At 45.0% G+C, this 24418-nt stretch carries 28 protein-coding genes; 12 read left to right on the forward strand and 16 right to left on the reverse strand.

What is annotated here, in order from left to right; translation table 11 throughout:
- Positions 1-10 precede the first annotated feature (10 nt).
- On the reverse strand, positions 11-547 hold the full coding sequence (locus tag EL84_RS24715) for a hypothetical protein (protein ID WP_047843484.1): 537 nt from the start codon (positions 545-547) through the stop codon (positions 11-13).
- Positions 548-909: 362 nt separating this feature from the next.
- Here EL84_RS24715 and EL84_RS24720 point away from each other — a divergent pair, with 362 nt between their 5' ends.
- Positions 910-1551: a spore coat protein gene (locus tag EL84_RS24720; RefSeq protein WP_047844396.1), complete on the forward strand. Its 642-nt coding sequence runs from the start codon at positions 910-912 to the stop codon at positions 1549-1551.
- Between the two features lie 239 nt (positions 1552-1790).
- Positions 1791-2744, forward strand: coding sequence for a hypothetical protein (locus EL84_RS24725; RefSeq protein WP_047843485.1), 954 nt, complete (start codon positions 1791-1793; stop codon positions 2742-2744).
- 99 nt (positions 2745-2843) lie between these two features.
- Here EL84_RS24725 and EL84_RS24730 read toward each other — a convergent pair whose 3' ends face one another.
- Together EL84_RS24730 and EL84_RS24735 are read right to left on the reverse strand one after the other, a co-directional pair.
- A complete protein-coding gene (locus tag EL84_RS24730; protein ID WP_047843486.1) occupies positions 2844-3779 on the reverse strand; it encodes a sigma-70 family RNA polymerase sigma factor in 936 nt (311 codons plus the stop codon).
- Positions 3780-3812: 33 nt separating this feature from the next.
- Entirely contained in the window at positions 3813-4259 is a 447-nt protein-coding gene (locus EL84_RS24735; protein ID WP_036672879.1) for a carboxymuconolactone decarboxylase family protein, read from the reverse strand.
- A gap of 406 nt (positions 4260-4665) precedes the next feature.
- On the opposite strand from EL84_RS24735, the gene EL84_RS24740 reads away from it, so the two are divergent.
- Positions 4666-5712: an aromatic ring-hydroxylating oxygenase subunit alpha gene (locus EL84_RS24740; RefSeq protein WP_047843487.1), complete on the forward strand. Its 1047-nt coding sequence runs from the start codon at positions 4666-4668 to the stop codon at positions 5710-5712.
- 658 nt (positions 5713-6370) lie between these two features.
- Here the strand turns inward: EL84_RS24740 and EL84_RS24745 are convergent.
- Together EL84_RS24745 and EL84_RS24750 are read right to left on the reverse strand one after the other, a co-directional pair.
- On the reverse strand, positions 6371-7192 hold the full coding sequence (locus EL84_RS24745) for a cupin domain-containing protein (protein ID WP_053061603.1): 822 nt from the start codon (positions 7190-7192) through the stop codon (positions 6371-6373).
- Between the two features lie 149 nt (positions 7193-7341).
- Positions 7342-8394 carry a leucine-rich repeat domain-containing protein gene (locus tag EL84_RS24750; RefSeq protein WP_047843488.1) on the reverse strand — a complete coding sequence of 351 codons (1053 nt, stop codon included), beginning with the start codon at positions 8392-8394 and terminating at the stop codon, positions 7342-7344.
- Between the two features lie 108 nt (positions 8395-8502).
- On the opposite strand from EL84_RS24750, the gene EL84_RS31490 reads away from it, so the two are divergent.
- Positions 8503-8856: a hypothetical protein gene (locus EL84_RS31490; protein WP_082219123.1), complete on the forward strand. Its 354-nt coding sequence runs from the start codon at positions 8503-8505 to the stop codon at positions 8854-8856.
- A 91-nt stretch (positions 8857-8947) separates the two neighbouring features.
- Here the strand turns inward: EL84_RS31490 and EL84_RS24765 are convergent, their stop codons facing one another.
- The 7 genes from EL84_RS24765 to EL84_RS24795 are packed head-to-tail and all read right to left on the reverse strand — an operon-like array spanning position 8948 to position 13987.
- On the reverse strand, positions 8948-9553 hold the full coding sequence (locus tag EL84_RS24765; protein WP_235431590.1) for an SMI1/KNR4 family protein: 606 nt from the start codon (positions 9551-9553) through the stop codon (positions 8948-8950).
- 21 nt (positions 9554-9574) lie between these two features.
- Entirely contained in the window at positions 9575-9997 is a 423-nt protein-coding gene (locus EL84_RS24770) for a hypothetical protein (protein ID WP_047843491.1), read from the reverse strand.
- Positions 9998-10029: 32 nt separating this feature from the next.
- Positions 10030-11331, reverse strand: coding sequence for a hypothetical protein (locus EL84_RS24775; RefSeq protein WP_047843492.1), 1302 nt, complete (start codon positions 11329-11331; stop codon positions 10030-10032).
- 21 nt (positions 11332-11352) lie between these two features.
- Positions 11353-12087: an SMI1/KNR4 family protein gene (locus EL84_RS24780; protein ID WP_047843493.1), complete on the reverse strand. Its 735-nt coding sequence runs from the start codon at positions 12085-12087 to the stop codon at positions 11353-11355.
- A 44-nt stretch (positions 12088-12131) separates the two neighbouring features.
- The gene (locus EL84_RS24785; RefSeq protein WP_047843494.1) at positions 12132-12692 is read right to left on the reverse strand and encodes a hypothetical protein; all 561 of its coding nucleotides are present in this window, start codon (positions 12690-12692) and stop codon (positions 12132-12134) included.
- Positions 12689-13339: a hypothetical protein gene (locus tag EL84_RS24790; RefSeq protein ID WP_047843495.1), complete on the reverse strand. Its 651-nt coding sequence runs from the start codon at positions 13337-13339 to the stop codon at positions 12689-12691. The genes EL84_RS24785 and EL84_RS24790 overlap by 4 nt, the downstream gene beginning before the upstream one ends.
- Before the next feature lie 39 nt (positions 13340-13378).
- Entirely contained in the window at positions 13379-13987 is a 609-nt protein-coding gene (locus EL84_RS24795) for a hypothetical protein (RefSeq protein ID WP_047843496.1), read from the reverse strand.
- A gap of 279 nt (positions 13988-14266) precedes the next feature.
- Here EL84_RS24795 and EL84_RS24800 point away from each other — a divergent pair, with 279 nt between their 5' ends.
- Both EL84_RS24800 and EL84_RS24805 read left to right on the forward strand, forming a co-directional pair.
- The gene (locus EL84_RS24800) at positions 14267-15259 is read left to right on the forward strand and encodes a multicopper oxidase domain-containing protein (RefSeq protein ID WP_053061604.1); all 993 of its coding nucleotides are present in this window, start codon (positions 14267-14269) and stop codon (positions 15257-15259) included.
- A gap of 56 nt (positions 15260-15315) precedes the next feature.
- Positions 15316-16017: a Crp/Fnr family transcriptional regulator gene (locus EL84_RS24805; protein WP_047843497.1), complete on the forward strand. Its 702-nt coding sequence runs from the start codon at positions 15316-15318 to the stop codon at positions 16015-16017.
- 129 nt (positions 16018-16146) lie between these two features.
- Here the strand turns inward: EL84_RS24805 and EL84_RS24810 are convergent, their stop codons facing one another.
- Positions 16147-16869, reverse strand: coding sequence for a ZIP family metal transporter (locus tag EL84_RS24810; protein WP_017687819.1), 723 nt, complete (start codon positions 16867-16869; stop codon positions 16147-16149).
- A gap of 177 nt (positions 16870-17046) precedes the next feature.
- Here EL84_RS24810 and EL84_RS24815 point away from each other — a divergent pair, with 177 nt between their 5' ends.
- The 6 genes from EL84_RS24815 to EL84_RS24840 all read left to right on the forward strand — a co-directional run bounded on the left by EL84_RS24815 (position 17047) and on the right by EL84_RS24840 (position 20843).
- A complete protein-coding gene (locus EL84_RS24815; RefSeq protein WP_047843498.1) occupies positions 17047-17748 on the forward strand; it encodes a Crp/Fnr family transcriptional regulator in 702 nt (233 codons plus the stop codon).
- Between the two features lie 300 nt (positions 17749-18048).
- The gene (locus EL84_RS24820; RefSeq protein WP_036613358.1) at positions 18049-18282 is read left to right on the forward strand and encodes a DUF2249 domain-containing protein; all 234 of its coding nucleotides are present in this window, start codon (positions 18049-18051) and stop codon (positions 18280-18282) included.
- A 17-nt stretch (positions 18283-18299) separates the two neighbouring features.
- Positions 18300-18674 carry a hypothetical protein gene (locus EL84_RS24825; protein WP_047843499.1) on the forward strand — a complete coding sequence of 125 codons (375 nt, stop codon included), beginning with the start codon at positions 18300-18302 and terminating at the stop codon, positions 18672-18674.
- Positions 18661-19266, forward strand: a complete 606-nt coding sequence (locus EL84_RS24830; RefSeq protein ID WP_047843500.1) for a DUF2249 domain-containing protein — start codon at positions 18661-18663, stop codon at positions 19264-19266. Before EL84_RS24825 ends, EL84_RS24830 begins: the two co-directional genes overlap by 14 nt.
- 13 nt (positions 19267-19279) lie before the next feature.
- Entirely contained in the window at positions 19280-20512 is a 1233-nt protein-coding gene (locus tag EL84_RS24835; protein WP_047843501.1) for a hypothetical protein, read from the forward strand.
- Between the two features lie 31 nt (positions 20513-20543).
- Positions 20544-20843: a metal-sulfur cluster assembly factor gene (locus EL84_RS24840; protein ID WP_047844400.1), complete on the forward strand. Its 300-nt coding sequence runs from the start codon at positions 20544-20546 to the stop codon at positions 20841-20843.
- Positions 20844-21079: 236 nt separating this feature from the next.
- On the opposite strand, the gene EL84_RS24845 is transcribed toward EL84_RS24840, so the two are convergent.
- The 3 genes from EL84_RS24845 to EL84_RS24855 all read right to left on the reverse strand — a co-directional run bounded on the left by EL84_RS24845 (position 21080) and on the right by EL84_RS24855 (position 24267).
- On the reverse strand, positions 21080-21424 hold the full coding sequence (locus EL84_RS24845; protein ID WP_321163450.1) for a cupin domain-containing protein: 345 nt from the start codon (positions 21422-21424) through the stop codon (positions 21080-21082).
- Positions 21425-21563: 139 nt separating this feature from the next.
- On the reverse strand, positions 21564-23522 hold the full coding sequence (locus EL84_RS24850; RefSeq protein WP_047843503.1) for an ABC transporter permease: 1959 nt from the start codon (positions 23520-23522) through the stop codon (positions 21564-21566).
- Positions 23497-24267 carry an ABC transporter ATP-binding protein gene (locus tag EL84_RS24855; protein WP_036613332.1) on the reverse strand — a complete coding sequence of 257 codons (771 nt, stop codon included), beginning with the start codon at positions 24265-24267 and terminating at the stop codon, positions 23497-23499. The genes EL84_RS24850 and EL84_RS24855 overlap by 26 nt, the downstream gene beginning before the upstream one ends.
- Positions 24268-24418 lie beyond the last annotated feature (151 nt).

The raw sequence follows: 24418 nt of genomic DNA on the forward strand, positions 1-24418 counted from the left end.
TAAAATTCAATTAGTTTCGAAAATATCGGATGATTTCTTCCTTATTCTTTTCAACACGCAAATTCAATCCACGTTTATCCTTTAATCCATACTGCTGTAATTCATGCCCTGGATCAAGCACCAACGGTTTAGTCGCCACATCAACCAGCAAATCCATCGTCAGTTGATAGGTTTCCCGTATCTTGTCCATCGGCAGAGAGGATTCATACCGTTTAATCAGCTCAATCAGACGCTCAGCATACACGAGACGAACCATACTGTCTGCACTCTTCAATTGTCTTGAAGCAAATGCTGTAATGGCTTTAATTATACTTGGTTCTGTTCGATGTTTGGCAATCAACGCAAGTTCATCCACCGCATCCCAATTCATGATAGACAGCTCAGAACTTAATTGTTGAATTCGCTCTCCTATCCATTGTTCCTCTAACTCTTGGGGTACGTCCCATCGCTTATAGTCGGCATACACGCCTTCTCGATGCATTTGTATAGCGCTCCCGTAATGTTTGACGAACAAATCCTTTGCTACACCCCAATCGGTCTCTTCCATCCTTAACCACCACCATGCCTGTTCCTATTTGTGCGTATACTCCTAACACTTTACATAAGTTTACTACTTTCCAAGCATACTATAGAAGTTGAACTATACATTTGCACGAGAACGCAGAGGACAGAAAGAACCTGAAGAAGTGAAGCGTTCGCTAAAAGCTTTCTACAAGAAAGCTACTTCGGAAGCATAAGCTTATCACCGGATTTTCACCACTGTAAAATTGAATTAAAAATCTGGGGATAACAGCGATCGGAAGGTTGTTCTGTCATCCGAGTGGCAAGTGTAAATATTCTTTCGTTCAACTTATATAGAATCATACCATTTACCAAAGGAGAATCAAATTTACAATGAATCCAAATTCCATGAACCCTCAGCATGTAGTACAACCTACATTGAACACCAATCCAAATGTCACCCCTAACATGAATCATGGCGGCCATGAGATGTTCGATGTGCATGAGATTCTGTCCTCTACCATTAACGTGCTGGATCAATACATGATCTTTCGTACATTTGTGCAGAGCCAGGAACTGATTGGCATTCTCGACCGGCAGTACAATTTCATATTATCCCAGTACAATCTGACAGCAGAGTGTTTTGCATCCGGACAGAAGCCTCATCAAGAGACAGCTACCTATATGATCCCCAACATGGTACCACCGGTATATGGCCTTAAGCCATCAGCACCGAAAAAACCAAACCAGAGCTTGGCTGATGTAAAGGATGCCGGGATTAGCGGTCATATGCTGGGACTGATCAAGTCACATGCGAGTCTGCTCGGCATGTCCTGTAGCGAGATCACAAATGGAACGGTTCGCCGGGTCATTGCTTCACAGATCCAGCATTTTATCGAGATGGCCTATGAAATTTTCATGTTCCAGAATAAAAACGCCTATTATCAAGTACCTCAACTCACTCCAAGTGATACACAACAGATGCTTCAGGCATACATTCCAACAACCGGAGCACCTCAGATGCCTATTAACAATAAACCACTTCATTAATTAGAAAATAAAGTCCGATTCCCCAGAACAGTCTCTTTAACCCTTTCGGGTTATAGGGGCTGTTCTTTCATTATTTGTAATCATTTTCCTACTGAAGACACTTGATTCGCTTACCAGAAACTGGTTTAATCAAAGACAAACCCGTAATTCAACATACGGAATATACATATAAAATAGGGTGAAATGCTGTTATACGAGAATTCAAATGGCTTTTTCTTCATTAATGGGGAGGTATACAAATGAGATGGAAGCAACCTGCTAAACTTGGTTTACTGGCTATGGCTCTCGGCTGTACTGCCATTGGCGCAATACTCACACCTTCAACAACACTGGCTGCACCTGTTCCCGCTTCCAAAGCGGTGTATCATCAATTCCAAACCTATCGAACAGAAGCAGTAAAGTCCACAGAAAGTCTGGTTAAAGCGCGTAAATACCTGATGAATCATATCGATAAAGTCGGCCCTTGGCAGGCCACACTAATGACGCTGCAACTGGAGAACATGCAAAACGTGAAATTGGCTAATATGGACTACCAAATGTATACGGAACAATTTCAACAGGCCATATCTCAAGCCCATGAACAACTTGGTTACGAACAGAAGCTTACATATAGTCGTCTGCTCAAAGAAATTAAAGATCCGACCGTGAAGAAGCTTCTGCAGGAAGCTTCAGATCTCGGGTTCAAACTGGAAACCAGTGAAGGCTTGTATTACCCCATCATCAATTATGAGATATATCAAAAGTTCAAACCTTTTGTTAAGGCTGATATTGCTGCATACATTAATATTATGGCTACCGAGTCCAACCAAATGACGACTTCAGATGGGGGCATTATCATCTCTTGGAACGAATTAATCCAGCGTGCATTGGAGAAAGAAGCCTTTTTGAACAACTTCCCGAATTCCAATCGCACATCAGCAGTGAAGCAAGGGTTATTTGTGGATTATCTGTTTTACGGAAGTGACAACACGCCTGCTTATGATTGGTACACGGACGAAGAAATTCGCACCATGGACCCTGAGGTGAAACAGGCTTACGAGAAAGCTTTGGCTAAGCGGGAGCCCGATACGCAGAGTGTTCTTCTGGACACTATGGAAAAGATTTTACTGGTTCTCAATCAGAACAATGATGAGCTTACTCCTGAAGTCAGAGCAATCATTGAACCTGTTCAACAACAATTTACCCGTGAATAATCGGATGCTGAATCGCAAAATGTGAATGCCAAAAAAGCGGCAATCCTCGTGACAGAGGTTGTCGCTTTTAAGTTTACATATTAAGTCCTTACGTTTGGATCAAAGAGTTGAAGTGTCTATTGATGTAAGTTTGTTCGGATTTACAACGAGATACACACCCTCAATCCGCTCTCCAGAAGCGTCCAGCTCCAAACAGAGTACCTCGGACAACTGCCCTTCTTTCATCAACGCGAGTTGAAGTTCGCCATTGATCCACATCGGTACCCATTCTCTCTCACGCAATCGCGTAAGGACTCGCCGTGAGGTCAGGAGTGCAAGCACACCTTTGTGCACGTTCATTGTTCTCATAACCGTATGCACAACGCCACCGCCATCTGCTGTAAATACAGGCTGATCCGCCAGTAACTCGAGCATAGCAGAGACATCATAACGAAGGAAAGCCGTTGTAAAACGGCTCAGCAATTCACCTTTGGCTATCATATCCGCATCACTCTGCTCGATCGGCGGAAGTCTTTCGGGCAGATTTCGTCTGGCGCGGCTAAAGATTTGACGACAGTTACTCTCCGTTTTGCCCAGCCAATCCGCTATTTCGGAATAATCATATCGGAACGCTTCACGAAGGACAAAAACAGCCCGTTCCATGGGCGATAGACGCTCCAACATGACCAGATAGGCGTAGGAGATCAGCTCTTTTTTCTCCATCGTTTCCTCTGGCATGTTCTCCTCTTCACTGTCACCCATCGGCTCTGGCAACCACTCACCAACATAACTTTCCCGCTGATTACGGGCGGAATTTAGCAGATTCAAACTTCGGTTCACAATCAATCTGGCGATGTAGGACTTGGCATTACGAATATCCTGAGTAGACGTGCTCTGAATCCCCGCAAAGCAATCCTGCACAATATCTTCAGCTTCTACCACACTGCCAAGCATGCGGTAAGCTATTGAAAATGCATATTTTTTATAACGAATATACAACTCACCAACATCCAGAGAAGACACATCTGGCTCATTGGCGTGGAGATTGGAATTCATAAGAATGGCCCCCTCTGGCATGATGCGTGTATTTTAGTTAAAGCAACCCGGATACATCCCAGTTGTGATCGCAATCCGGTTCCAGTTATTAATCGTGTTAATGGCCAGGATCAGATCCACCAGTTCGGATTCACTGAAATGTTCACGGACCTTATCGTACAACGCAAGGGGTACACCGTGTTCCGAGATTCGGGTCACCGCTTCAGCCAGCTCCAGCATAACACGTTCTTGATCCGTGAAGAAAGGCACTTCACGCCACACACTCAGCAATAAAATATGATCCGCATAATCTCCCAGTTTCATCAGATCTTTGGCATGCATATCGAGACAAAAAGCGCAGCCATTAATCTGGGACACGCGGATTTTTAACAACTCATACAATACTTTATTTTCAAATTGCCCAGAAATATATTGCTCCATCGCCATCATCGCTTTAAATGCGCCTGGACTCGCTACTCTGTAATTCGTTCTTAAATTCATTTCTCATTCGCCTCCGTCATTTGGTTTACATACTGTAGACAAATGACAGCCGGGATCTGTGACATTCTTTGCGAAAATCTTTTTATGCCCACAAGAATGGTTGCTCAACTAACGAATATTCACACTTAGATTCTGATGGTAGGACAACCTCCATGGAGTTAATAATCAGTAATGGAAAAACATACTGAAAGGTTGTTCTCTTTTTACAATCAACATCTAATGTAAGAAAAATCCGCGTTTTTCCGTATTCATGTACGGTTTTTGCTGTAGCGTTTGTGATTTCAACCAAAAGTAGGTTGGATATATTGATATTTTGACCAAAAGAGTAGTAACATACGGCTAATTAAGTTAACTTTTCTAACATAAAAAGAGAATCGTTTATTCATATCGGCAAGGAGTGTTTCCTATGATAACTTCCAATGCAAACCGTAATGTGACGTCCGAATTGCCTAGAGGCTGTACGTTCACCGCCGAAGACTGGCATGTATTATCCCAATATTGGTACCCGGTAGCCCAAGCAACCGAAGTAACAGACAAACCTTTGGCTGCTCAATTACTCGATGTGAAGCTTGTTCTCTACCGCAGTAATGATCAGGTTGTGGTAGCCAAGGATCTTTGTTTTCACCGCGGGGCTCCACTTAGCAAAGGCTGGGTAGAAAATGGCGAGATTGTCTGCCCTTATCACGGTTTCCGTTATAATTGTGAAGGAAAATGTACCGCAGTACCTGCGCACCCAAGCTCCAAAATCTCACCAAAGCTCAAACTCATTGTGTACCCAGCAGTCGAACGTTATGGCTTGATATGGACCACACTGGCAGGAACAGAAGAACAGATCCCCTCCTTCCCTGGATGGGATGATCCGGATTATATCAATATTTTGCCACCCAACTTTGACATTGCTGGATCCTCTGGACGACAAATGGAGGGTTTCCTGGATGTATCCCATTTTGCCTATGTGCATACCGAAACGTTTGGTGATCGAAACAACACAGAAGTCCCCCAATACAAAGTAAAACGCGAAGGTAATGAGTTACTGGCCGAGTATTGGAGTACGGTGAGTAACTATGGCAAAGGGCAAGATCTTGTTGCACCTGAAGGTTTCCAATGGCTGCGCGAGTTTCGAGTGTTCCCACCTTTCGCGGCTTCTCTTACGGTACATTTCCCAGGGGACGACAAGCTGAATATTCTGAATTGTGCTTCGCCGATCTCTGCCCGTTATACACGTTTATTCTGTCCAATCACACGCAACTTTGACAAAGACGCTCCCATTGAAGATACGATCAAGTTCAACTTGCAGGTATTTGAAGAAGACCGCGAGATGGTCGAGTCACAGAAACCGGAGGATCTGCCCCTTGATCTGCATGCCGAGGCCCATATTCCCGCAGACCGTACTTCGATTGCTTATCGTCAATTGTTAACGGAGCTTGGCTTGGGACGAAATTACACATCGTAATTTAAATCATATATAAGTTCAACTAATGAATATATTTACACTGTCACTCCGATGGCAGAATAACTTTACGATCGCTGTTATCCCCAGATTTTTTTATTCCATTTTTTCATAGGGAAAATCCGGTGATAAAGGCGAACGCTCCGCTTCTTCAAGTTATTTCTGCCCTCTCCGTTATCGTATAAATGTTTAGTTGAACACATATAGGTGTTCTACAACCTCAGGCAAATTATCGATGATGGATGTCGCGCCTAAAAAGTCTTGAAGTACTATCCTGCGGTCTCTGGGGAATGGGTTGAAAATTTTCTTAGGAACTCAGGACATCTTATTTGGCCTCTAGGTCCTCATTTAAAATTGTAAGGAACCTCAGACTCGTTATTTCCCAAAATCCCCCGATAAAAACACTTCATACGGCTGTTTATTCTGATATAAGGTGTCTCAGATTCTTTAGATTTCTAGGCACGCTTCAAATCCTTGATGAAGACGCCTACGATTCGTTAGCACTCCATGCTCCGGACTCGTTCATGTATGCATCGGCTTTCAGCAGGTTTGAAGACAACTTTAATCTACAAAAGAAGCGTTCCATTGCGGACGCTTCTTTTGTTATACCTAATTTAACTGAAATACTTATGTGTAATAGATAAACCTCGCCTCATGACCGTCATCTGTCCTCTTGATTATTCGTATTCATAGGAAGCTCTCTATAATACGGACAGCCCGGCTCATGAATAATACGTGGATCAACCCAAGTGCCCCAGTACGGAAGACGGTTTACGTAAGGTTGCATGTTTGGTTGGTTGTTCGGCTGTGAGTTGGGCTGCATGTTTGGTTGTACATTGGGTTGTGTGTTTGGTTGCATGTTTGGCTGTACATTTGGTTGTACATTAGGCATTACGTAAGGCTGATGATTCACATTTGGAGCACCGTTAGAGGCAGGAGCAGTTGAAGGCTGGCAATCTGCCGGCGGGCCAATAATCACTGTTTTTTGAATGGGAGCAAGTGCTTCTTGAACTTTTTTCTCATCCAGACAGTACGTATAAGCCAAAAGTTTTGCAGGTGTAAGACGTAAGGTGTCTGAGCCAAATATCGCTTCAGGAACCGGTGCATCAAAGATTGCGAGTAAATGCGTGTGATCTGCAGTGGCCACTTCATAGTGCCACCAGCCTTGAGGAACGTTAGCCACCTGCCCCGGAGTAATCGGGAAATGAAGAAGCTCGTTGGTAAATGGATTAATGAGGGAAACAACTGCCGCACCGCTGATGCAGTATACCAACTCCGTTGCATTCTGATGCGTATGTGGTTCAACCACATTGCCCGTGTTGAGGAAAATATCCAGTAAAGAAACATTGCCCAGTGTGTTTAACTGCTTGATGGAAAGAGCGTTAATATAGTTGTTCTCATCCTTCTTGAATAACGGGTTATTGCTCAAATCGTAAGTAAATTCGGTGGTTGGTAAAGTGTAATCCATGTATGAGGTTGCCAAAATAAAACGCCTGCCCTTCGCTCTCGGTTTAGGTCATAACCTATATGCCAGCTTATGCCCAGCGCCCAGATACGTGAGCCCATTTCCGCCAAGTTTTCATCGCATAACAAATATCCCTGACTCGGACATCCCGAGCAGGGCTCTATTTGTTACATGTTCTTTTTCATTTCCCAGACTTCTTCCCAATGGGTTCCAAATGGAATATTCATTAAGTCTACATACTTCAGCCAATGCATTCTTGTGACAACATCCGGAGTTCCCTCAATCAGTGCATTTGTCACCAGTAAAGCACGCAGATTCTTCAGTTTTTCCAACTCCGGGGGGAGTTCACGTATACCAGAATATACGATCTCCAAATACTTCAGCTCACTTAATTCACCAATCTCAGGCGGGATACAATTTAATCCCAACTCAGTTTGTGGTTTGGGCCTCCAACCAGGTGCAGATTCAAAAGGGCTACCACAATAAATTCTTAACTCTTGAAGTTGCTTCAATTTCCCGATTTCTGCCGGAATACACTCCAGATCCAGCGTTGTAATGACCAATCTTTCCAATGAAGTAAGTTCAAACAGACTTGCAGGGAGTGAGTACAGATTCTGCTCAAAAATCGTCAACTCCTTCAAGTGCTTCAACTCCCGAATTCGTTCGGGAAGCTCACTTAAACCATGTAAGCTGATATCCAGCTTATCGGTCTGATGTCTGATCGCATCGTCCAGGAGATGATCAATTTCCTTATGACGGTCCAAATCAAAGAACAACCCCGGAATCCGCTCCATAAGTTCACTCGCTTCTTTGTATGTAATCCTCATGCCATACATATGCTCATGGGCAACCGAGAAAAAATAATCATTTCCGTCTTCTGTCATAAAGCAAAGATCGTCCGGCAATGACGGATAACACCAATCATGAAAACGATTGGCTTCTTCTTTGAGCACGTGACCCGATTCCGGCGTACAGCGATATGTATAATAGGTGCCTTCGGAATAATAGGCTCCGCTTTTTAGCATCATTTCTTCCATCGTAGCTCGTTCCACAAGATAGGGCTTCAATCTCTCTAACACACGAACTACTTCCGGTATCTCGTTCTCTTCGTACCTTTGTCTGTCTACCAGCATAAAACGATCTGCCTTCTCGATCAATTCGTCAATCAACAGCTCATAGGCAGTTCCTCTTGGATCAGTGTGAAAAGCTACGGCTACCATATGTTCCCCCTCATTACTCATTATTCATTAATCTTCAATCTGCTGTATCATCTGAAACCACTGTGGCATAGGCTGATATCATCAATCCAGTCATTGGAGGCTTATTACATGGCATACGGCCCTGGTTCAGTATCATCCCCGCAACCTGCGGGTTATCCTTACCCTTATTATCCACCACCTCCGCCACCCTCACCGTACCCTTACCCTTATCCGTATCCATACCCACCCATCGTTCCTGTTCCACTACCATATCCGATCGGTGGTCCTTGGTGGCATGGTGGATATCCCGGCGGTGGTTACCCCGGTGGACACCCTGGTCATTTCCCAGGAGGTGGCTATCCCGGTGGACCTCACGGAGGTGGCTATCCAGGCGGACCTCATGGAGGCGGGCCGGGTGGTCCAGATGGACACGGAGGACCTCCAGGCGGAGGATTTCACGGACATCGTTTCTTCCAGTGGTAATCATTAGACTCATTCAAAGTACTTGTTCAGATAAAGGAGCTGCTTCGGCAGCTTCTTTATTATTGGAGGAATTGTCTACTCGTGCAGGATTTTAATAGGTGATCTCATCCATCATCTTCAGATTACGGTTCGACATGCTGAGGAGATCCGTGAAGGTAGGTGTAAGGTAATAAACAAAGTCCGGATCGTGCACGTACATAATAATCTGCCCATACGTGCCTTCCGCCGTTGGATCAAAATCGAGCATCAGATACAGCGAACCTCCCGCAATTGTTGCAAAAGGAATCCATGTTTTATGGAACAAATATGGTTTGATCTCCGGGTCCAGCTGGCTGATCTCTTCGGCAGAATAATACTCTTCAAGCTTCTCATCCACTTCACAGAAGTATTGTTTGGTCTCTCGAATCTCTTCCAATGACATCAGATAAAAGGGTGTACATCTGCCCGTCTCGGCATCACCCGAGTACAGCACATGTAACCCGTAGCCACTGCCGTCTTTCCTTTGGTAAAAGGCACGAAAATCGCCAGGCAGCCGGACGCCATACTCCTTTTCGAATAGATCCAGACTTTCCTCGGATGCACCTTCCCGATGTTGATATTCTTCAAACAATTGCCGAATCTCTTGATCCTGTATTTTCTCATCTAACAAGTGATTCAGCTCGTCCATTAGCACGTTTAGTGATACATTCGGCTCCAATCTCACCACACCTCCCCTATCTCAGTGCTTCTCTTCTTGTAGATATTGATGATATCCCCAAAACGCTTCTTCCTCTCCGCCGCCTTCAATCAGAATCATGACTGCGTAAGACAACAAATTAAGCCATTGTTCCATCAACGCCACCTGTGCGTCCGAAATGAGGTTGTTGCTGCGAAGCATACCCTCAGGTTCAACAGCCCAAGCACGGGCCATATGAGTAATTCCCCATAGACATGCCATGACTTCCCGATCCAGTGAAGGCCGTGCAAGTTCGGACGCCAGAACACGCAGTATCTCCATCAACTCATGAAAATTCTCCTCAATTAATTGTCCACGGAAAGGCCGCAGACTGCCAATAAAACCGTTCTCCATCTTGGGATGACTCAGATCATCATAGGAAAAGGAGTGACATTTTAATAACGTTACAGCCTCTTCACGTTCCATTCGTTCACCCCTTTGCAGGTTGTCATGCTGCCTCACCAGCGCAGAGGTTCTTCTCCACGCCACAACACATACCGCTCCAGCTCACGAAGAGTGCCTGTACCGATTCCGTACTCGTCCATCTCTTTGGAACGAAGATCCATCACATGCAGCATGCCACCATAGGTACCCACTGCCAGCTTGGACTGCTCTGGCGATACGGCGAGAGAATAGATGGTACTGCCCACAAAATGACGCCACACTTCCTTCCCCTCGCCATTCACACAATACAGATAACCGTATGCATCTCCAAGCACCATGCCTGCCTCTATTTCAACCGCTGCATACACACGTGCATTCTCATCCATCACTGGCCAATCTTCCTTTGTTTCGTTGCCTGCAATTGATTCCAACGGAACCTGTATGGTGACCCCGTTATAGAAATGACATGCGTTAAACCAGACAGTCTGGTTATCACTGGTGAATGCTGCATAATGAGGGTAGCTCGATTCTGGATAGAGAGAGTATGTCTTGTTCAGTTGGCGGTCCATCACCATATGATTGCTTCCTTGGCTACCATAGGCAATCCATCGACCATCCCGAGATACCGCTGCATGCCCCATATCTATCTGTGTATCCTCTAGCTCATATTCTTCGATCTCTGCCAGATCGGGATGAAGCAAGGTCAATTGATCTTGCGTTACAAGATATATCCCGTATCTTGAATGTATAAGTAGTGCTTTGCCTTCATCCATAGGTATAAGTCCTTCAAGTGTCCGTTCGGGATGCTCACAGTCCGCAAGTGATTCAATCCGAGGTAATGCCGACTGTATCCGGGCTTGAATATCTTCCCATCGATATGTCGCTATCTCCTGTCCTTCCAACTTGCGATCTGGCTGACGAATAATACGAATCCCATCCCGTCCTGCAAGCGCAAAGTCAAGTCCATCCGATGAACACCCTGCAAAAGTATATGGAGTGATCAACTGCCATCCGTGCTGATCCATCGTATATATCTGACTATTCTCTGTGAAAATCCCCGTATTACATACAATCGTTTCCTCGTTCAGATAACCTACAACTTTGACCGCTTGCATGGAAGCCTGAAACGCCTCGTTCAATGGCCACGTCGCTGCGGGTAGCTCACGTCGAAGCATCTCCAAGTCACCATGGAGATTGGCCTGTCTCACCATCTGGAATACTTCAGTACTCATTCCGCTTCTGGAGTCTCCCTCCAGCTCGGATTCATCCGGTTGCTCTCCACACATACTTCTCCGGACAAATGCATTAACATCCCTTGCATAACGCTTGCCTTCATTGCGCCATTGTTCCGCAATGTCTTCCTTTAACCAACTCATAGGTTTCCCTCCACTCAAGCCCTATTCATATGCCGTACAATGATGTGCTTGCAAAAACAAACTGATTTCGTTATCCGTCGCCTCCTCCGCACCATTCTTTTCTTCATAGAACAGGGCAACTTCTCTCCCAGCAGCATAGTTAAATCGTAAATATCCTCCCATCGACACCATGAACATCTTGCACATGTACTCATTCTCCAACACAGCGTCCCACTTAAATTCTGTTTTGCATGTATCGGCGAGTTCCTTCATGGAACTTCCCTGTTCCGTGCCTGAAAAATGGTAAAATGTATGTTTCCGCAACTCATTCCACGGCTCAAAGTAAAGTGGCGTTATTGGTTTATCCTGATGGTAATACCCACAATAGATCCGGTCCAGCGTTTCGCCAAATTCAGTCTCCGAGCATGTCCATAAGGTGATATTTTCATCATGACGCGGTAGCCACAACAGCCCCTCAACTTCCGGATGAACAGCAAGGAAATCTCCATCTACAGAACTGCCGATGGAGATGCACTGCTCAAGTTGATGCTGACTTATAGGCGAATCATCCGTATGTATCCAAAAATCATATTCAACAAAAGGCTTCAACACTTCTGGGTCCGGTCTCTGCACATTCATCCACCCCGTATATGTACCTTCCCCGTAGTGCTCAATCCAGGTGCGGTATGACAAAGGTAGCGAGATGCCGTGCTGTTGTTCAAAGTGATCCAGTTCCTCTGCTGGAACCGGCTTAAGTACACGGGATACAATATACATTTTTCGACATCTCCCATCTCAGTTTGTTCATTCGTTTTCAGGATCTAAGCCAGTTCTTCCTGTACAATTTCAGTCCATACTCCTTTACGATTCAGAATGCGAATGGCAAAGGCATCATATCCATCACGCTTGACCTGATCAAAATGCATGCGCTCTCCCGTAATCAGTTCATATGCACCATTTTCATCTACATCTTCGCCAAACTCTTCATCCCAAGGCACATTGTAGTAAGCCGTCAACTCTACCTCAAAGATATCCTCTCCTTCAACATCTAGATAAGGGCGAAGTGGTCTGTCATGTAGTGTTTCTTCCGAATAGGTCTCACATAACATGGCATCATATCCATGCTTGGCGGTATCAATGAGCAGATAGCGCTCACCCGTGACCGTATGCTCCGCATATACAAGAAGAGGTGTCGAATCATGCCAGGCAATCAGATCATCTTCCGTCAAGTCACCATAATAAAAAATATGGAATTTATCATGACCGTCACTCATTTGAAGTTTGCCTTTCCACTCCACTTCATCGGACTTTTTGTCCTCTTCCTTCCTAATTAATCCTTCCAGATAAACAGGTCCGTGTCGTACACCATACTCATTCATCATCTCGCCTCCGATTTGTTCATTCGAATAGTAACCACTTTGTGTTCCTCATCCACCGTCAGTTTCACATCAATGTTAAGCTTGTCGCGAAATAACGCCGTAATATTGATATACGGATCGCGGGCAGCTTCGCTACTACCGCCACTATTACGGCTCATTCCCTGATGAATGATGGATTCTACCAGCTGTTTATCTCCCTTGCCGGTGTTATTGTAGGTGTAGATCACCTGCCCATCCTGATCATACAGATTCAAAACCGTTGTGAATTCATTGGCGTTCTCATACTTTCTCTCGGTCTGCACATAGTTGTGATCTGTGCGTTGATAGTTTACCGTACCAGCCAGATACGGATTGTCCCCGCCGGGCTTCACATCATACTCCTTATAGGCCAGATTAAACAGGTATTGGATATGATTCATATCAATTCGGTAATAAAACTGACGGTTATCTTCCTCTTTGTCCATCGCTGCAAAACTGTTAATCAGCGGCCAGGCCCCATAGGACTTCCCATTAACATCAACGGCCAGAGCATAGTCAGATAATACTGTCTCTTTTTGAAATACACCAAATGTCTGTAAAATAAAATAAGCCGGAATCATCAACATACCCAGAATGACTGCAAAAATAGTAAGTTTAACTCGTAGTTTCATGTCTTCTCTCCTTGCGGCTTTAACTCTTCAATTTCAGTCTCATCCAGTCTTGTGCTGAAGCTTCGACAGTGTACGCACAACTACATCCCTGTTCTTCGCATCCTTGATATAAGAAGGAATACTATGTGAAGCCGTTCGTATAGGCATATTTCCGTATTTTACACGCAGATCTGCGGAGACATAAGCGATGAGATAATTCAGATGCTCCCGATTCACAGCCCATATTATTTTTCCTCTGAAATCATCCAGGAAGTATAATTCCAGCCCGAACACAGGATCTTTCCCAGCACAAATCTCGGAAAAACACCTTTGGTATGTCGGCTTGGCGTGTAATTCAACCTGATTCACAGAACCACAATGCGGGCATTCCACATGCGTCGATCGGTGAGACGTCTTCTTCTCGTCCATGACTTCCACGTTAAACCAACGTTCACATACAGCGCAATTCCCCTTGGCTTTATATTGATATACTGGTTCTTCAAAAGCTTGAGCGTAACATTCGTAACACTTCCACCCCAGTTGACCGTTCCGTTGATCAATCGAAGCGTGCCCACCGCATTTGGGACATTTCACATCAATCCGCTCTCCCCGTCGAAGAACCGAATAGAAACTATACTTATACGCACCTTCATCTTCGAAACGTTTCATCCTGTATCCACCTTTCTTCTAAAAGTACGACACACACAGCGTCAAAATACTCAACATTTACCAATCCATCTCTCTAAAATTATATGAAACTCCGTTGCTCAGCACAACAATTGAAGACAGATTGTTGGAAATGCCTCTAATACGACATACCCAAGTGTGTGCCTCATCACACCCGTCTCCACCTCAATAACGTAATCTATAACTAAATAACTACTGAAATGAAAGAAAACTTGCTTTTTAAATTGTGAAAAATATCACTTGAGTAAAGGTTGTGCAACTATGTTCTCCTTACTGAATGTATATAAATGGTCACTCGTATTCTCTATATTCACAGCAACTCTCTCTCACTGTAGTTCAACCGATACGGTTAAACCTGTTCACCACGATGAAGTCTCCTCCTCCTCTGCGGTCAGTCAACCCCCGGTGGACCCGATCATTCGCAGAGAAGGTACTACGGTATATATTGAAATGACGGCCCAGGTTACAGATGTCGAAATCTCCAAAGGAGTGATATACAACGCTTGGACATTTAATGGTACCGTCCCCGGACCCGTCCTCCGAGTGACCGAGGGAGATACCTTGGTGTTCACGTTGAAAAATAAAGATTCCAGCCTGCCTCACTCCATGGATTTTCACGCTGTACATGCTGCTCCCAGCAGCAAATTTATTGATGTTATGCCAGGCGAGGAAGGCACGTTCACCTATCCCACCTCCTCACCCGGCGTATTCATGTATCACTGTGGAACCAAACCGGTTCTTGCCCATATCGCCAACGGGATGTACGGCATGATTATTGTTGATCCCAAAGCAGGATACCCTTCCGATCACTTGGTTGATCGTGAGTATACCCTTGTTCAGAGTGAATGGTACAAAGAACATGATTATGAAGCTTTTTTGAACGGGGAACCGAATTATGTCGTATTTAACGGCAATGATTATGGATTAATAAAACATCCCCTGTTAGCCAAAGGAGGAGATACGGTGCGAATCTATGTCAGTAATGCAGGACCCAATGAAGTCTCATCCTTCCACGTTGTGGGTACCATTATGGACCGTGTGTATACCGATGGGAATCCACGCAACATCCAGTATGGAATACAGACGGTTATGCTTCCCGCAAGTGGTGGAGCTGTCGTAGAGTTCACCGTGACCGAAGAAGGTGATTATGCGATTGTAACCCATCAGTTCAACCATGTAGCCAAAGGCGCTGCCGCTGTTCTGCGTGTGACCAAGGATGGTACTGATCATGGTGGACCCGCGATGTCTCACTGAGACATGACAATAGATAATGGCTATACCTATCCTGAACCATTCGAGGTGATTAAACGATGATCTGTACACACGAAGCGAAGGATGCCTGTTTCTCCAAAGTATCTCTGTTCCAGCATCTTGATCCATCCGAAGCTGCCTTGTTGACTTCCCTTCTGCATACCCGCAAATATAACAAAGGCGAAGTTGTCATCCAGGAGGGAGAACGCTCAGATACGCTTTATGTGGTTCATCAGGGATGTGTGAAGTTATCCAAATACAATGAAAATGGCAAAGAACATATTATCCGGTTTCTGTTTCCCGGCGATTTCTTCGGACAAGATTCCCTGTTACACCAAAAACCACATGCCGCGAACGCCGAAATTCTGGAGCCTTCAGCCATCTGCTCTATCAGCAAACATGACTTTGACCAATTACTTGAACATGATCCAAAGCTTGCTTATCATTTCCTGCTTGCCATTTCCAAGCTGCTCCGTGAAACAGATGAATGGAACAGCTCGCTAAGTGCGATGACAACGGAACAGAAGATTGCCAAGTTGCTTTTGTATTTCCATACCCGAAATCATGCAAAACATGAGATCCGCTTGCCTGTATTCAAAAAAGATATGGCTCTGTTACTCGGGATCACACCCGAAACACTTAGTCGCAAACTTGCCATGATGCAAACCCAGGGACTGCTTCAGGTTACAGGGAACTGTATCCTTATTCTGCAATTGGAGCAGCTCAGGGAAAGAATTGAACCGCCTGCCCGAAGCCAATGAACTGGGTAAGAAAGCTTGTGGATGCGAGGAAGCTGTTTTGGCAAAAAAGAGTATCCGATCAGAAATCACGCTGTTCGGATACTCTTTTTATATAAATTCAACTCATAGATCGGAAGCTTATTCTGTCATCTACAGATCCAACAACAGCGACACAAGCAATCCCATGGATGCAATCAAACCTACAACAGGCCCACCCTCTTCAAAGGCTTCCGGCATCATCGTCGAGCAGATCATGGCAATGATTCCGCCACCTGCAAATGCACCAATCGCTGCACCCATCTCCTCTGGAAGCTGTTCCAGAAACAGATATCCACCCAGTGCTGCAATCGCGGAGATCAATAGTACACTCAGCCACATTAATATGATTTTGCCACGACTGTATTTGCCCTGTAGTCCAACCGTACTGGACAGACCTTCAGGAATGTTGCTGACAAAGATCGATACTACCAGCACCACACTGACACCGTTACCGGCCAGCAAGCTGGCACCAAGCATGATGGATTCCGGGATAGCATCCATTACTGTTCCTGCAAAGATCCCAAGCCCGCTTTGGTTCGAGTCTCCCGACTTTGCCGAACGTTTACGCCCCGCCCCTCCCTTTGCAGAAACGAGCAAGTCAAACAGCGTGTACACGACGGCACCCGCCGTAAATCCAATGGCGGTAGGTATTATTCCTCCATCATTCAGCGCATCTCCGAGAAGTTCAAAGGTCGCTGCACCAATTAATGTTCCTGTCCCAAAAGCCATGATCCATCCAATGACTCGTTTGGGAATCTTCAGAAACAAGGCTGCGAGTGCGCCAATGACAACCGCTGAGGCAGAGATGCCGCCCCACATGAATGCAGTCCACATCCGGGCCGACCCCTCTCTTGTTCAATCATATTCTATCATTCCATTAACCCAGGTTGAGTAATCAAAAACAGTGATGTGGCTTTACGGTGATCTATATCACCTGATGTGTTCAAAAATCACGCTATGATGAAATGATGTCGTCGTTCAGAACTATGAACACAGAGAGGAGAGATTCTCATGAGTAGGGTAAACAAAGATACAACAGCGGAGTTTCTACAACAGTTCCCCATCTTCCAGGACCTTAGCCCCGAGGAATTAAAGCAAGTCGAAGATATCGCCATTTCCAGAAGCATTCAGAAGAAATCGGTTATTTTCAGCGAAGGAAGCGAAAAAGAAGCTGTCTTTTTCATCCGTACCGGCATTGTAAAGGCCTATAAAACCGATGAGAACGGGCATGAACAGATTGTCTCTTTCCTCAAAACAGGAGATATGTTCCCACACACCGGCTTTTTTAATGCGCACCCTTACCCGGCTACCGCAGAAGCCATTACCCCTACCGAACTACTAGCCATACCTGTCCGACTTTTCGAACGATTAATGCTGAGCACACCTTCAATTGCGATCAAAATTATGCGTGTACTCGGTGACAAAATAAGAGAATTACAGGATAAATTGCAAGTGCTCTCCGGTCAGGATGTACGCAATCGTGTACTTTCCTTCCTTCTTATGCTCGCAGATCAGCACGGACAAATGCATGGAGACCAGATTATCATCAACCTGCCCATGACACATCAGGAGTTTGCCAACTCCATTGGAACTACAAGGGAAACAGCGAATCGGCTTTTAAACCAGCTTACAAAAGAGCATTTGCTCGAAGTGGATCGCAGCCGGATCATCATTCATGATTTGCAAGCTTTGAAGCAACAAAGGGATACGTGACCACCCTGCACCCAGCTACACTGTTTTCTCCTACGCTATTACATTAAACGTGTGTGCACAAAGAGACCTTAACGACCGTAATCAATGTTAAGGTCTCTTTCGCATTCACAATTAGCAATATGCGTATCAGGATATTGTTAGCTTTGGCTTGCCCATGGCAATATTTCCATACAGGATTCTGACTCAAATAAGGCGAGACTATGACATTAAAAAATGTGTGAGCAGGCTCACACAGCCTCCTCCTCACGTTTTCTATAATCAAATTGCAACACCACACTATCCCATTTGGAGGAATGACACATGAACACATACGCAGCAACCATTAATGCCACGGAGTATCCACCGCATTTGAAACATAAAGTTATTTTCGAAACGTTTGATCAGTTGCAACCACAGGAATCCATGTTGCTTATTAACGATCACGATCCTAAGCCACTTCGATTCCAATTCCAGTCCACACATCCTGATGGCTTCAACTGGGAGTATATTGAGCAGGGTCCTACAACCTTCCAAGTCAAAATCAGTAAATTATAGATTGGAGCTGAACGGCTATGGCGCACGTTGAAATCATTGACGATACTACACTTCGCATCACGCTGCGGCTGGAAGACGCCACAACCATGGTTCAATTGGCACAGCGTGAGCAAGCGGAATATGCGCAAGAGATTATCACCATTTACGAAAAAATGCCTGTGTTCGAATACATTCATTTCTGTTTTTACGCCTATGACAGTGCAAGACTATTTGAGCGTGTACTCGGCACGGACCCCAAAGCCTATCTGTCCTTCTCCCTCGATGCGCCGGAGTCATTCTTCTATGCGCTGTACGGTGGAATGACCGCCCTGTATGAATCATCTCTGCAGTTGGTACAGCAGGCGGATGTAGCTAGTGCAGGATCGGATGTGAACGCACATGTCTCCATCTGATGTCCATATTGTTGAATTGGATGTGCGTCCTCATCTGAGTAAAAAGTTGGAGCCGTTTCAACTGATCATGGACACGGTCAAAGGCCTTCAACATGAAGATGTCTTAGTACTCCATGCTCCATTCATACCAACGCCTCTGCTCGGTATTCTCAAGCTGAAAGGATACTCCAGCACATCGGAACGAAAAGGTTCAGATCACTGGGTTACCACGTTTGTGCACAAAAAAAATAAAACCGATGCCAAAGCATTATCTGCAATAGTTTTATCTGGATCGGAAGTCGATTCTGAGCCCGGTTCAGACGAAGAATCAGCTTCATGCAAAGGCCATCCGGAGGAGCAAGCTGTTGCGATTGAAAACTTTGAATCTCTACAGGCGCCCAACGTTATACTGGACAATCGCGGATTGGAACCGCCACAACCCATGATACGAACACTTGCCGCACTGGAGCGTTGCAAACCTGGGGAAGTCGTACTGATTCATAATGACCGTGTGCCAGTCTTCTTGATTGAAGAGTTAAATAATCTCGGTTGCCCCTTCACGGTTGAGGATCAAGCCGATGGTACGGCGAAAGTGAGAATTGAAAAAGGGTAAGGAGGCAAAGGCCATGTCCAGGTTGCCGTTTCTTTTTATCATCACGGGCATCTTTGGATTTGTAATGTATCACGCATTCTCCCTGCTCTCGCTGACAGGCTGGCTTGGTGAGGAACTCAGAGGACCCGAAGGCTGGTTTCATGCCCATCTGTTTGTGCTCGGGTGGGCAACCATGCTGGCTATGGGTGCCGTTTATCAGTTGATACATGTTATTTTGCAATCGAATATCTACAGTCTGGTGCTCGGTTATTGTCATTATTTCTTGTTCAGTATCGGGATCATGGGCATGTTATACGGCTTCATCCGTGCAGATGTGATCTGGATTGCGGGTTCTGCTACACTCGCGCTCTCTGGCATTCTGTTGTTCGGATGGAATATGGCCGTTACCCTCATCCGTGCCTCACAGTGGAATCCGGTAACGATCAGTGCAGCTTGTTCCTGTCTTTATCTGGTTCTAACCGGGCTTTCCGGTATGCTGATGGGTCTGAATTTTGCCTTTGGTGATTGGAATGGTCTGCATGAACGCTTATTCGGTGCACATATCTGGATGGGAACACTTGGCTGGTTTGGCATGTTAATTACCGGCTTCAGTTACAAAATGCTTCCGATGTTCTACCTGTCCCACGATTATTCCATTCGACTGCAAAAAGTGGTCTTGGTTCTGTGGAATGCAGCTGTAGTTACAGGTGTTGTCGCATTTCTGACAGGTATTAAGGGAGGATTGCTCTGGCTTGCGCTCTTACTTCTAACCGCAGCCCTTCTCTTCTATGTGTATCACTTGGAGCAAATTCAGGAGAAACGGCACAAAAGTAACCCAGGTCCGGGCATCCGCTGGTCTGTCTATGTAAGTCGTGCGTTTGCTGTATATGCTGTTGCCCTACTGATCTATTCTTCGCAAGGGGCTGAACTGCTGCTCCATCCACGTGTTGTTCTGCTGTCTGGATGGGTATATCTCGGGGGCTGGGTGTCCCTCACCATACTAGGATATGCTTCCAAAATCGTGCCTTTTCTATGGTGGACCCACAAATATGGCAAACAGGCCGGCAGACCCGGAACACCGCTGATGGCAGGTATGCTGAGTGAACGGTATGTCAATTGGGGTATGCTCGCCATGATCGCTGGAAGCCTTTTGCTTGTCAGTGGAATTCTGATTAATCTGGCTGAGGTCATGATGGTTGGAGGAACGATACTGTCTCTTGTCTCCATCGTTTATATAACAAATATTGCTTTGGTATTCAGACGTTAATGTTAATAAAATGGACTGGAGAGTGAACATGATGGAACAAACCACGCATTTGCTGGAATGTCTTAAGGAAGTGTATGACCCTGAATTAGGTGTCAATATCGTTGACCTGGGTCTGGTGTATGAAGTAAGGGAAGAGTCTGAACGGGTTCATGTACGAATGACGCTGACTACACCAGGTTGCCCGCTGCATGATACAATTGTTGGTGCGGTGAAATGGGTTTTGCAGGAAAATACAAATAAGACCGATATTGATGTTCAAGTCGTGTGGGAGCCACAATGGTCTCCACAGCTGATGTCGAATGAAGCCAAGGAAATGCTGGGATACTTCTAGGCAGAATGAACAGTGACCGGATGAATGAACAAATTGCTGCCGGAATACGAAAAAGCGTACTTAAGATCTGATACTCTCAGACCCAGGTATGCTTTTTGTTTGCTATGAGAACCACACTTGGTCAAGGCATTCTTGAATAAAAAATATAAATAAGGAAACTCCAGAATAGAGTTTCCCTTATATTAGTACCGATCAGTGAATCATTCTATCGATTCCTTGATATTAGATGTTAGATGTTAGATGTCCTTGGCATACGATACTGCTGGCACTTTGTTTAACACCACGAACAAACGAACCTCCTGATCTCCTGTATTTTGGAATGCGAACTCGACCTCACCGCCACAATGGATCACATCCTCTTGTTTCACCGCTTGTTCTTTTCCATCCAGAATAAGTGTACCTGTGCCTTCGACCACCAGCAAAATAACATCTGTGCCCGGATGATTATGAACAGGAAGCTGCTGACCTGGCAGAAAATGAAGTACAAAGGTCACTCCACCACCCTGTTGGAATAAAACTCGTTTCGTAAAACGCTCCTCGCTGAATGCTTTAACTTCTTGCAATGACGTGATAGTCATCATAATCGTCCTCCTCGATAATGTAATCTGTGAATACATTCATCTTATCGCAAGAAAGCCCGCATTTCCTTGATCTGAATCAAGAAATACGGGCAAATGAACATATCATGGTCGATCCATATGATCATTCGTTTCTGGATGATTAAACCATCATTTTGCGCAGAGAAGCGATATATCTCGAACGTATAATGATGAAATAAAACGTCTGTGCAAGTACAAAGGCACCAAATACAGTCAACACCGGCATCGTATAATTGGTAATACCGAATTCAGTCAGGAATGGCTTAACTACGACCAAAGTTTCAATGATAGCTACCCCGATCGGTAAAAAGAACAGAATAGCAATCTGAACGGTGGATGATCGTTTCATTTCCTGGAAACTGAGACCCATTTTCGAAAGAGAATGCACCATCCTTCCATCCGCTTCAAGATCGGTATGCAGTCTGAAATACAGAAAGCTTGCAGAAGAGATGGAGAAGATTAATCCGATAAATATGCCCAGGAAGGTAAAGAGTGCTGTACCCTGTCTGAATCTTTCAAAATCATCGTACCGCGTACTCAGATATCCAGACTGGTTATCCGTTGAAGCGTTGCTGCTTCGGATGGAATCCGCGGAGGATAGAAGCTGATCGCTAACCATGGCTTCCGAAGAGTGGCGATCAGGTACAGCATGACCCCATGCAGGGATCTGATACAGATATTTACCAGATATCATATTATCTTTGATCTGTTGGGCAATCTCTTCATACTTCTCATCCGGTAGGACAACTACACTTGTAGCATAGAGTAGAGTTCCAAACTGTGGATCGATATCTGTATCCGTAACCCTAACTTCCAACGGACTAGCATTCAGACTCAACGTCAACTTGTCTCCCTTCGCATAATTACGAAATCTGTTGCGCTTTATCTGATCCTGACCCTTCTCATTGCGGGTATCCACAAATACAGCGGACCCGGTATCCAATTCGAACATCTTTCTCCCTTGTGTCAGATTGTATTGGTTGTATTGACTAAGCGGCATAACCGAGACTGCACTCTGATCTGCATTAGACCAGAAATATTCAATATAGACTTGCTGATAATCCAAGCCTGCGGCTTCAAGTTTCGAATCAATAGCACTCATATCCAATTGCTCTGTTGGTCTGAATACGTTGTATTGAATTGCAAAATCGTTGTTTGTAAACTGCTCCCGGTTCTCCTGATCCAGTGACAAAATTACAACTGCACTCATTGAAGCAATCGCAATCACTACGGTCACCATGAAGAGCATGCGAGCATTATCCTTCATTTTGTAACTCATCTCTGAGATCCATAACAGCCGTGTACCATGCCATACCGTTTTGCGATTACGCTTCAATAAACGAATGATGAGCACGGAAAGTTGTGAGTAGAAAAAATACGTCCCGGCTATCCCTGTTACTGCTGCAAGCATGATTGTTCCGCCATTTAACCCGTTACGGAGTACCACAAAACCTACTGTAAGTAATGCAAAACCCAGAAGTGAGAAGAACCATGAAGCTTTGGGCTCTTTTTTAGGTTTGTTGGTTCCCGTTAGAAGTTCTAACGTCCGTTTATTTCCGATAAAAAACAATGTGAAGAGTGAAATGCAGAAAAATAATAACAGAAAGGCTCCAATCGTAATCAGAATCGCTTTCACGGGAAAATAAAAGGGCAGATCATCCATCCCGATAAAACGAGTAGTTAACATCAGGAACAACTTGGACAACAACATACCTCCGCCGATACCGGCAATAATGGACAGGCAGCCGATCAACATATTCTCCAGAATGACCAATCTCCGAATCTGTGCGGGTTCTGCACCAAGTATGGTCAGAATGCCAAACTCTTTATTCCGTGATTTGAGAAAAGCACTGATGGAATACATAACAAAGAAAAATGCAAACACATATACGATAATTGAAGCGATCTGCATTCCCGTAGCGGTTGTGTCACCCATCGGTAACTCTGTCACATACGGATGATAAATGAACACCGCATAAGCGAAGAATATCATGACCATAAACACACTACTTAGAAAAAAAGCAATATATGCTCGCCCATTCCGGCGAATATTGTTAAACGCGAACTGAGGAAAGCTCATGTGAATTCCCTCCCCAGAAGGATAAAGTATCAATGATCCGCTGGAAAAACGTCTGTCTATTATCTCCACGGTGTACCTCGGCTGCCAGCTTTCCGTCCTTAATGAACACGATGCGGTTGCAATAACTTGCAGCAAGCGGGTCATGTGTGACCAACATAATGGTCGTTTTCTCCTGCTGGTTCATCTGTTCAAGTGACTCCATGACCGCTTGGGATGACGTAGAATCCAGGGCACCGGTGGGTTCATCCGCCAAAACAATCGAAGGCATATTGATCATGGATCTCGCAATGGCTGTCCGTTGTCGCTGTCCGCCCGAAATTTCGTAGACTCGTTTATCCAGAATATGATCAATCCCGAGCTTCGCTGTAATGCGATGTAGTCTGCTCTCCATCTCCTTCAGTTTGACCTTGTCCAGTGTCAATGGAAGTACAATATTCTCAGCAACAGTCAGCGTGTCCAACAGATTGAAATCCTGAAAGACAAATCCGAGTTCCCGACGTCGGAACATGGCAAGTTCTTTCTTTTTCATATCAAACGGGTTCATGCCATTAATCAGCACCTTGCCCGAGCTGGGTTCATCAATGGTGGAGACCATGTTTAACAATGTAGTTTTGCCACTGCCCGACGGGCCCATAATACCCACAAACTCACCTTGCTTGATTGTCAGATGAATATCACTAAGGGCTTGAGTCTGCACTTTGCCCTGATATACTTTGTTCAGTCCCGATACCTGTAACATTTCCATTCGTAATTCCCTCCTAATCCATCATTCTTTATACGTTAATTCTATTCTTATCCTAACCGACCTCCCCTAACGGTGCTATCGAATTACCTTAAACTTCTCTTACAACGCGTTTAAGGTTTTGTTCCCCTGCCTCCTCTATCACAGTTCTGTG

Origin of the sequence: Paenibacillus sp. VT-400 (genome assembly GCF_001029205.1) — a bacterium.
Taxonomy (GTDB): Bacteria; Bacillota; Bacilli; order Paenibacillales; family Paenibacillaceae; genus Paenibacillus; species Paenibacillus amylolyticus.

Excerpts from the sequence above, each read along its gene's own strand:
- EL84_RS24840 (WP_047844400.1), top strand. The coding sequence starts at position 20,544 with ATGGAACAAACCACGCATTTGCTGGAATGTCTTAAGGAAGTGTATGAC.
- EL84_RS24835 (WP_047843501.1), top strand. The coding sequence starts at position 19,280 with ATGTCCAGGTTGCCGTTTCTTTTTATCATCACGGGCATCTTTGGATTT.
- EL84_RS24855 (WP_036613332.1), bottom strand. The coding sequence starts at position 24,267 with ATGGAAATGTTACAGGTATCGGGACTGAACAAAGTATATCAGGGCAAA.
- EL84_RS24825 (WP_047843499.1), top strand. The coding sequence starts at position 18,300 with ATGGCGCACGTTGAAATCATTGACGATACTACACTTCGCATCACGCTG.
- EL84_RS24750 (WP_047843488.1), bottom strand. The coding sequence starts at position 8,394 with ATGGTAGCCGTAGCTTTTCACACTGATCCAAGAGGAACTGCCTATGAG.
- EL84_RS24845 (WP_321163450.1), bottom strand. The coding sequence starts at position 21,424 with ATGATGACTATCACGTCATTGCAAGAAGTTAAAGCATTCAGCGAGGAG.
- EL84_RS24815 (WP_047843498.1), top strand. The coding sequence starts at position 17,047 with ATGAGTAGGGTAAACAAAGATACAACAGCGGAGTTTCTACAACAGTTC.
- EL84_RS24800 (WP_053061604.1), top strand. The coding sequence starts at position 14,267 with ATGTTCTCCTTACTGAATGTATATAAATGGTCACTCGTATTCTCTATA.
- EL84_RS24830 (WP_047843500.1), top strand. The coding sequence starts at position 18,661 with ATGTCTCCATCTGATGTCCATATTGTTGAATTGGATGTGCGTCCTCAT.
- EL84_RS24820 (WP_036613358.1), top strand. The coding sequence starts at position 18,049 with ATGAACACATACGCAGCAACCATTAATGCCACGGAGTATCCACCGCAT.
- EL84_RS24810 (WP_017687819.1), bottom strand. The coding sequence starts at position 16,869 with ATGTGGACTGCATTCATGTGGGGCGGCATCTCTGCCTCAGCGGTTGTC.
- EL84_RS24730 (WP_047843486.1), bottom strand. The coding sequence starts at position 3,779 with ATGAATTCCAATCTCCACGCCAATGAGCCAGATGTGTCTTCTCTGGAT.
- EL84_RS24740 (WP_047843487.1), top strand. The coding sequence starts at position 4,666 with ATGATAACTTCCAATGCAAACCGTAATGTGACGTCCGAATTGCCTAGA.
- EL84_RS24795 (WP_047843496.1), bottom strand. The coding sequence starts at position 13,987 with ATGAAACGTTTCGAAGATGAAGGTGCGTATAAGTATAGTTTCTATTCG.
- EL84_RS31490 (WP_082219123.1), top strand. The coding sequence starts at position 8,503 with ATGGCATACGGCCCTGGTTCAGTATCATCCCCGCAACCTGCGGGTTAT.
- EL84_RS24770 (WP_047843491.1), bottom strand. The coding sequence starts at position 9,997 with ATGGAACGTGAAGAGGCTGTAACGTTATTAAAATGTCACTCCTTTTCC.
- EL84_RS24780 (WP_047843493.1), bottom strand. The coding sequence starts at position 12,087 with ATGTATATTGTATCCCGTGTACTTAAGCCGGTTCCAGCAGAGGAACTG.
- EL84_RS24790 (WP_047843495.1), bottom strand. The coding sequence starts at position 13,339 with ATGAAACTACGAGTTAAACTTACTATTTTTGCAGTCATTCTGGGTATG.
- EL84_RS24715 (WP_047843484.1), bottom strand. The coding sequence starts at position 547 with ATGGAAGAGACCGATTGGGGTGTAGCAAAGGATTTGTTCGTCAAACAT.
- EL84_RS24735 (WP_036672879.1), bottom strand. The coding sequence starts at position 4,259 with ATGAATTTAAGAACGAATTACAGAGTAGCGAGTCCAGGCGCATTTAAA.
- EL84_RS24725 (WP_047843485.1), top strand. The coding sequence starts at position 1,791 with ATGAGATGGAAGCAACCTGCTAAACTTGGTTTACTGGCTATGGCTCTC.
- EL84_RS24805 (WP_047843497.1), top strand. The coding sequence starts at position 15,316 with ATGATCTGTACACACGAAGCGAAGGATGCCTGTTTCTCCAAAGTATCT.
- EL84_RS24775 (WP_047843492.1), bottom strand. The coding sequence starts at position 11,331 with ATGAGTTGGTTAAAGGAAGACATTGCGGAACAATGGCGCAATGAAGGC.
- EL84_RS24850 (WP_047843503.1), bottom strand. The coding sequence starts at position 23,522 with ATGAGCTTTCCTCAGTTCGCGTTTAACAATATTCGCCGGAATGGGCGA.
- EL84_RS24785 (WP_047843494.1), bottom strand. The coding sequence starts at position 12,692 with ATGATGAATGAGTATGGTGTACGACACGGACCTGTTTATCTGGAAGGA.
- EL84_RS24720 (WP_047844396.1), top strand. The coding sequence starts at position 910 with ATGAACCCTCAGCATGTAGTACAACCTACATTGAACACCAATCCAAAT.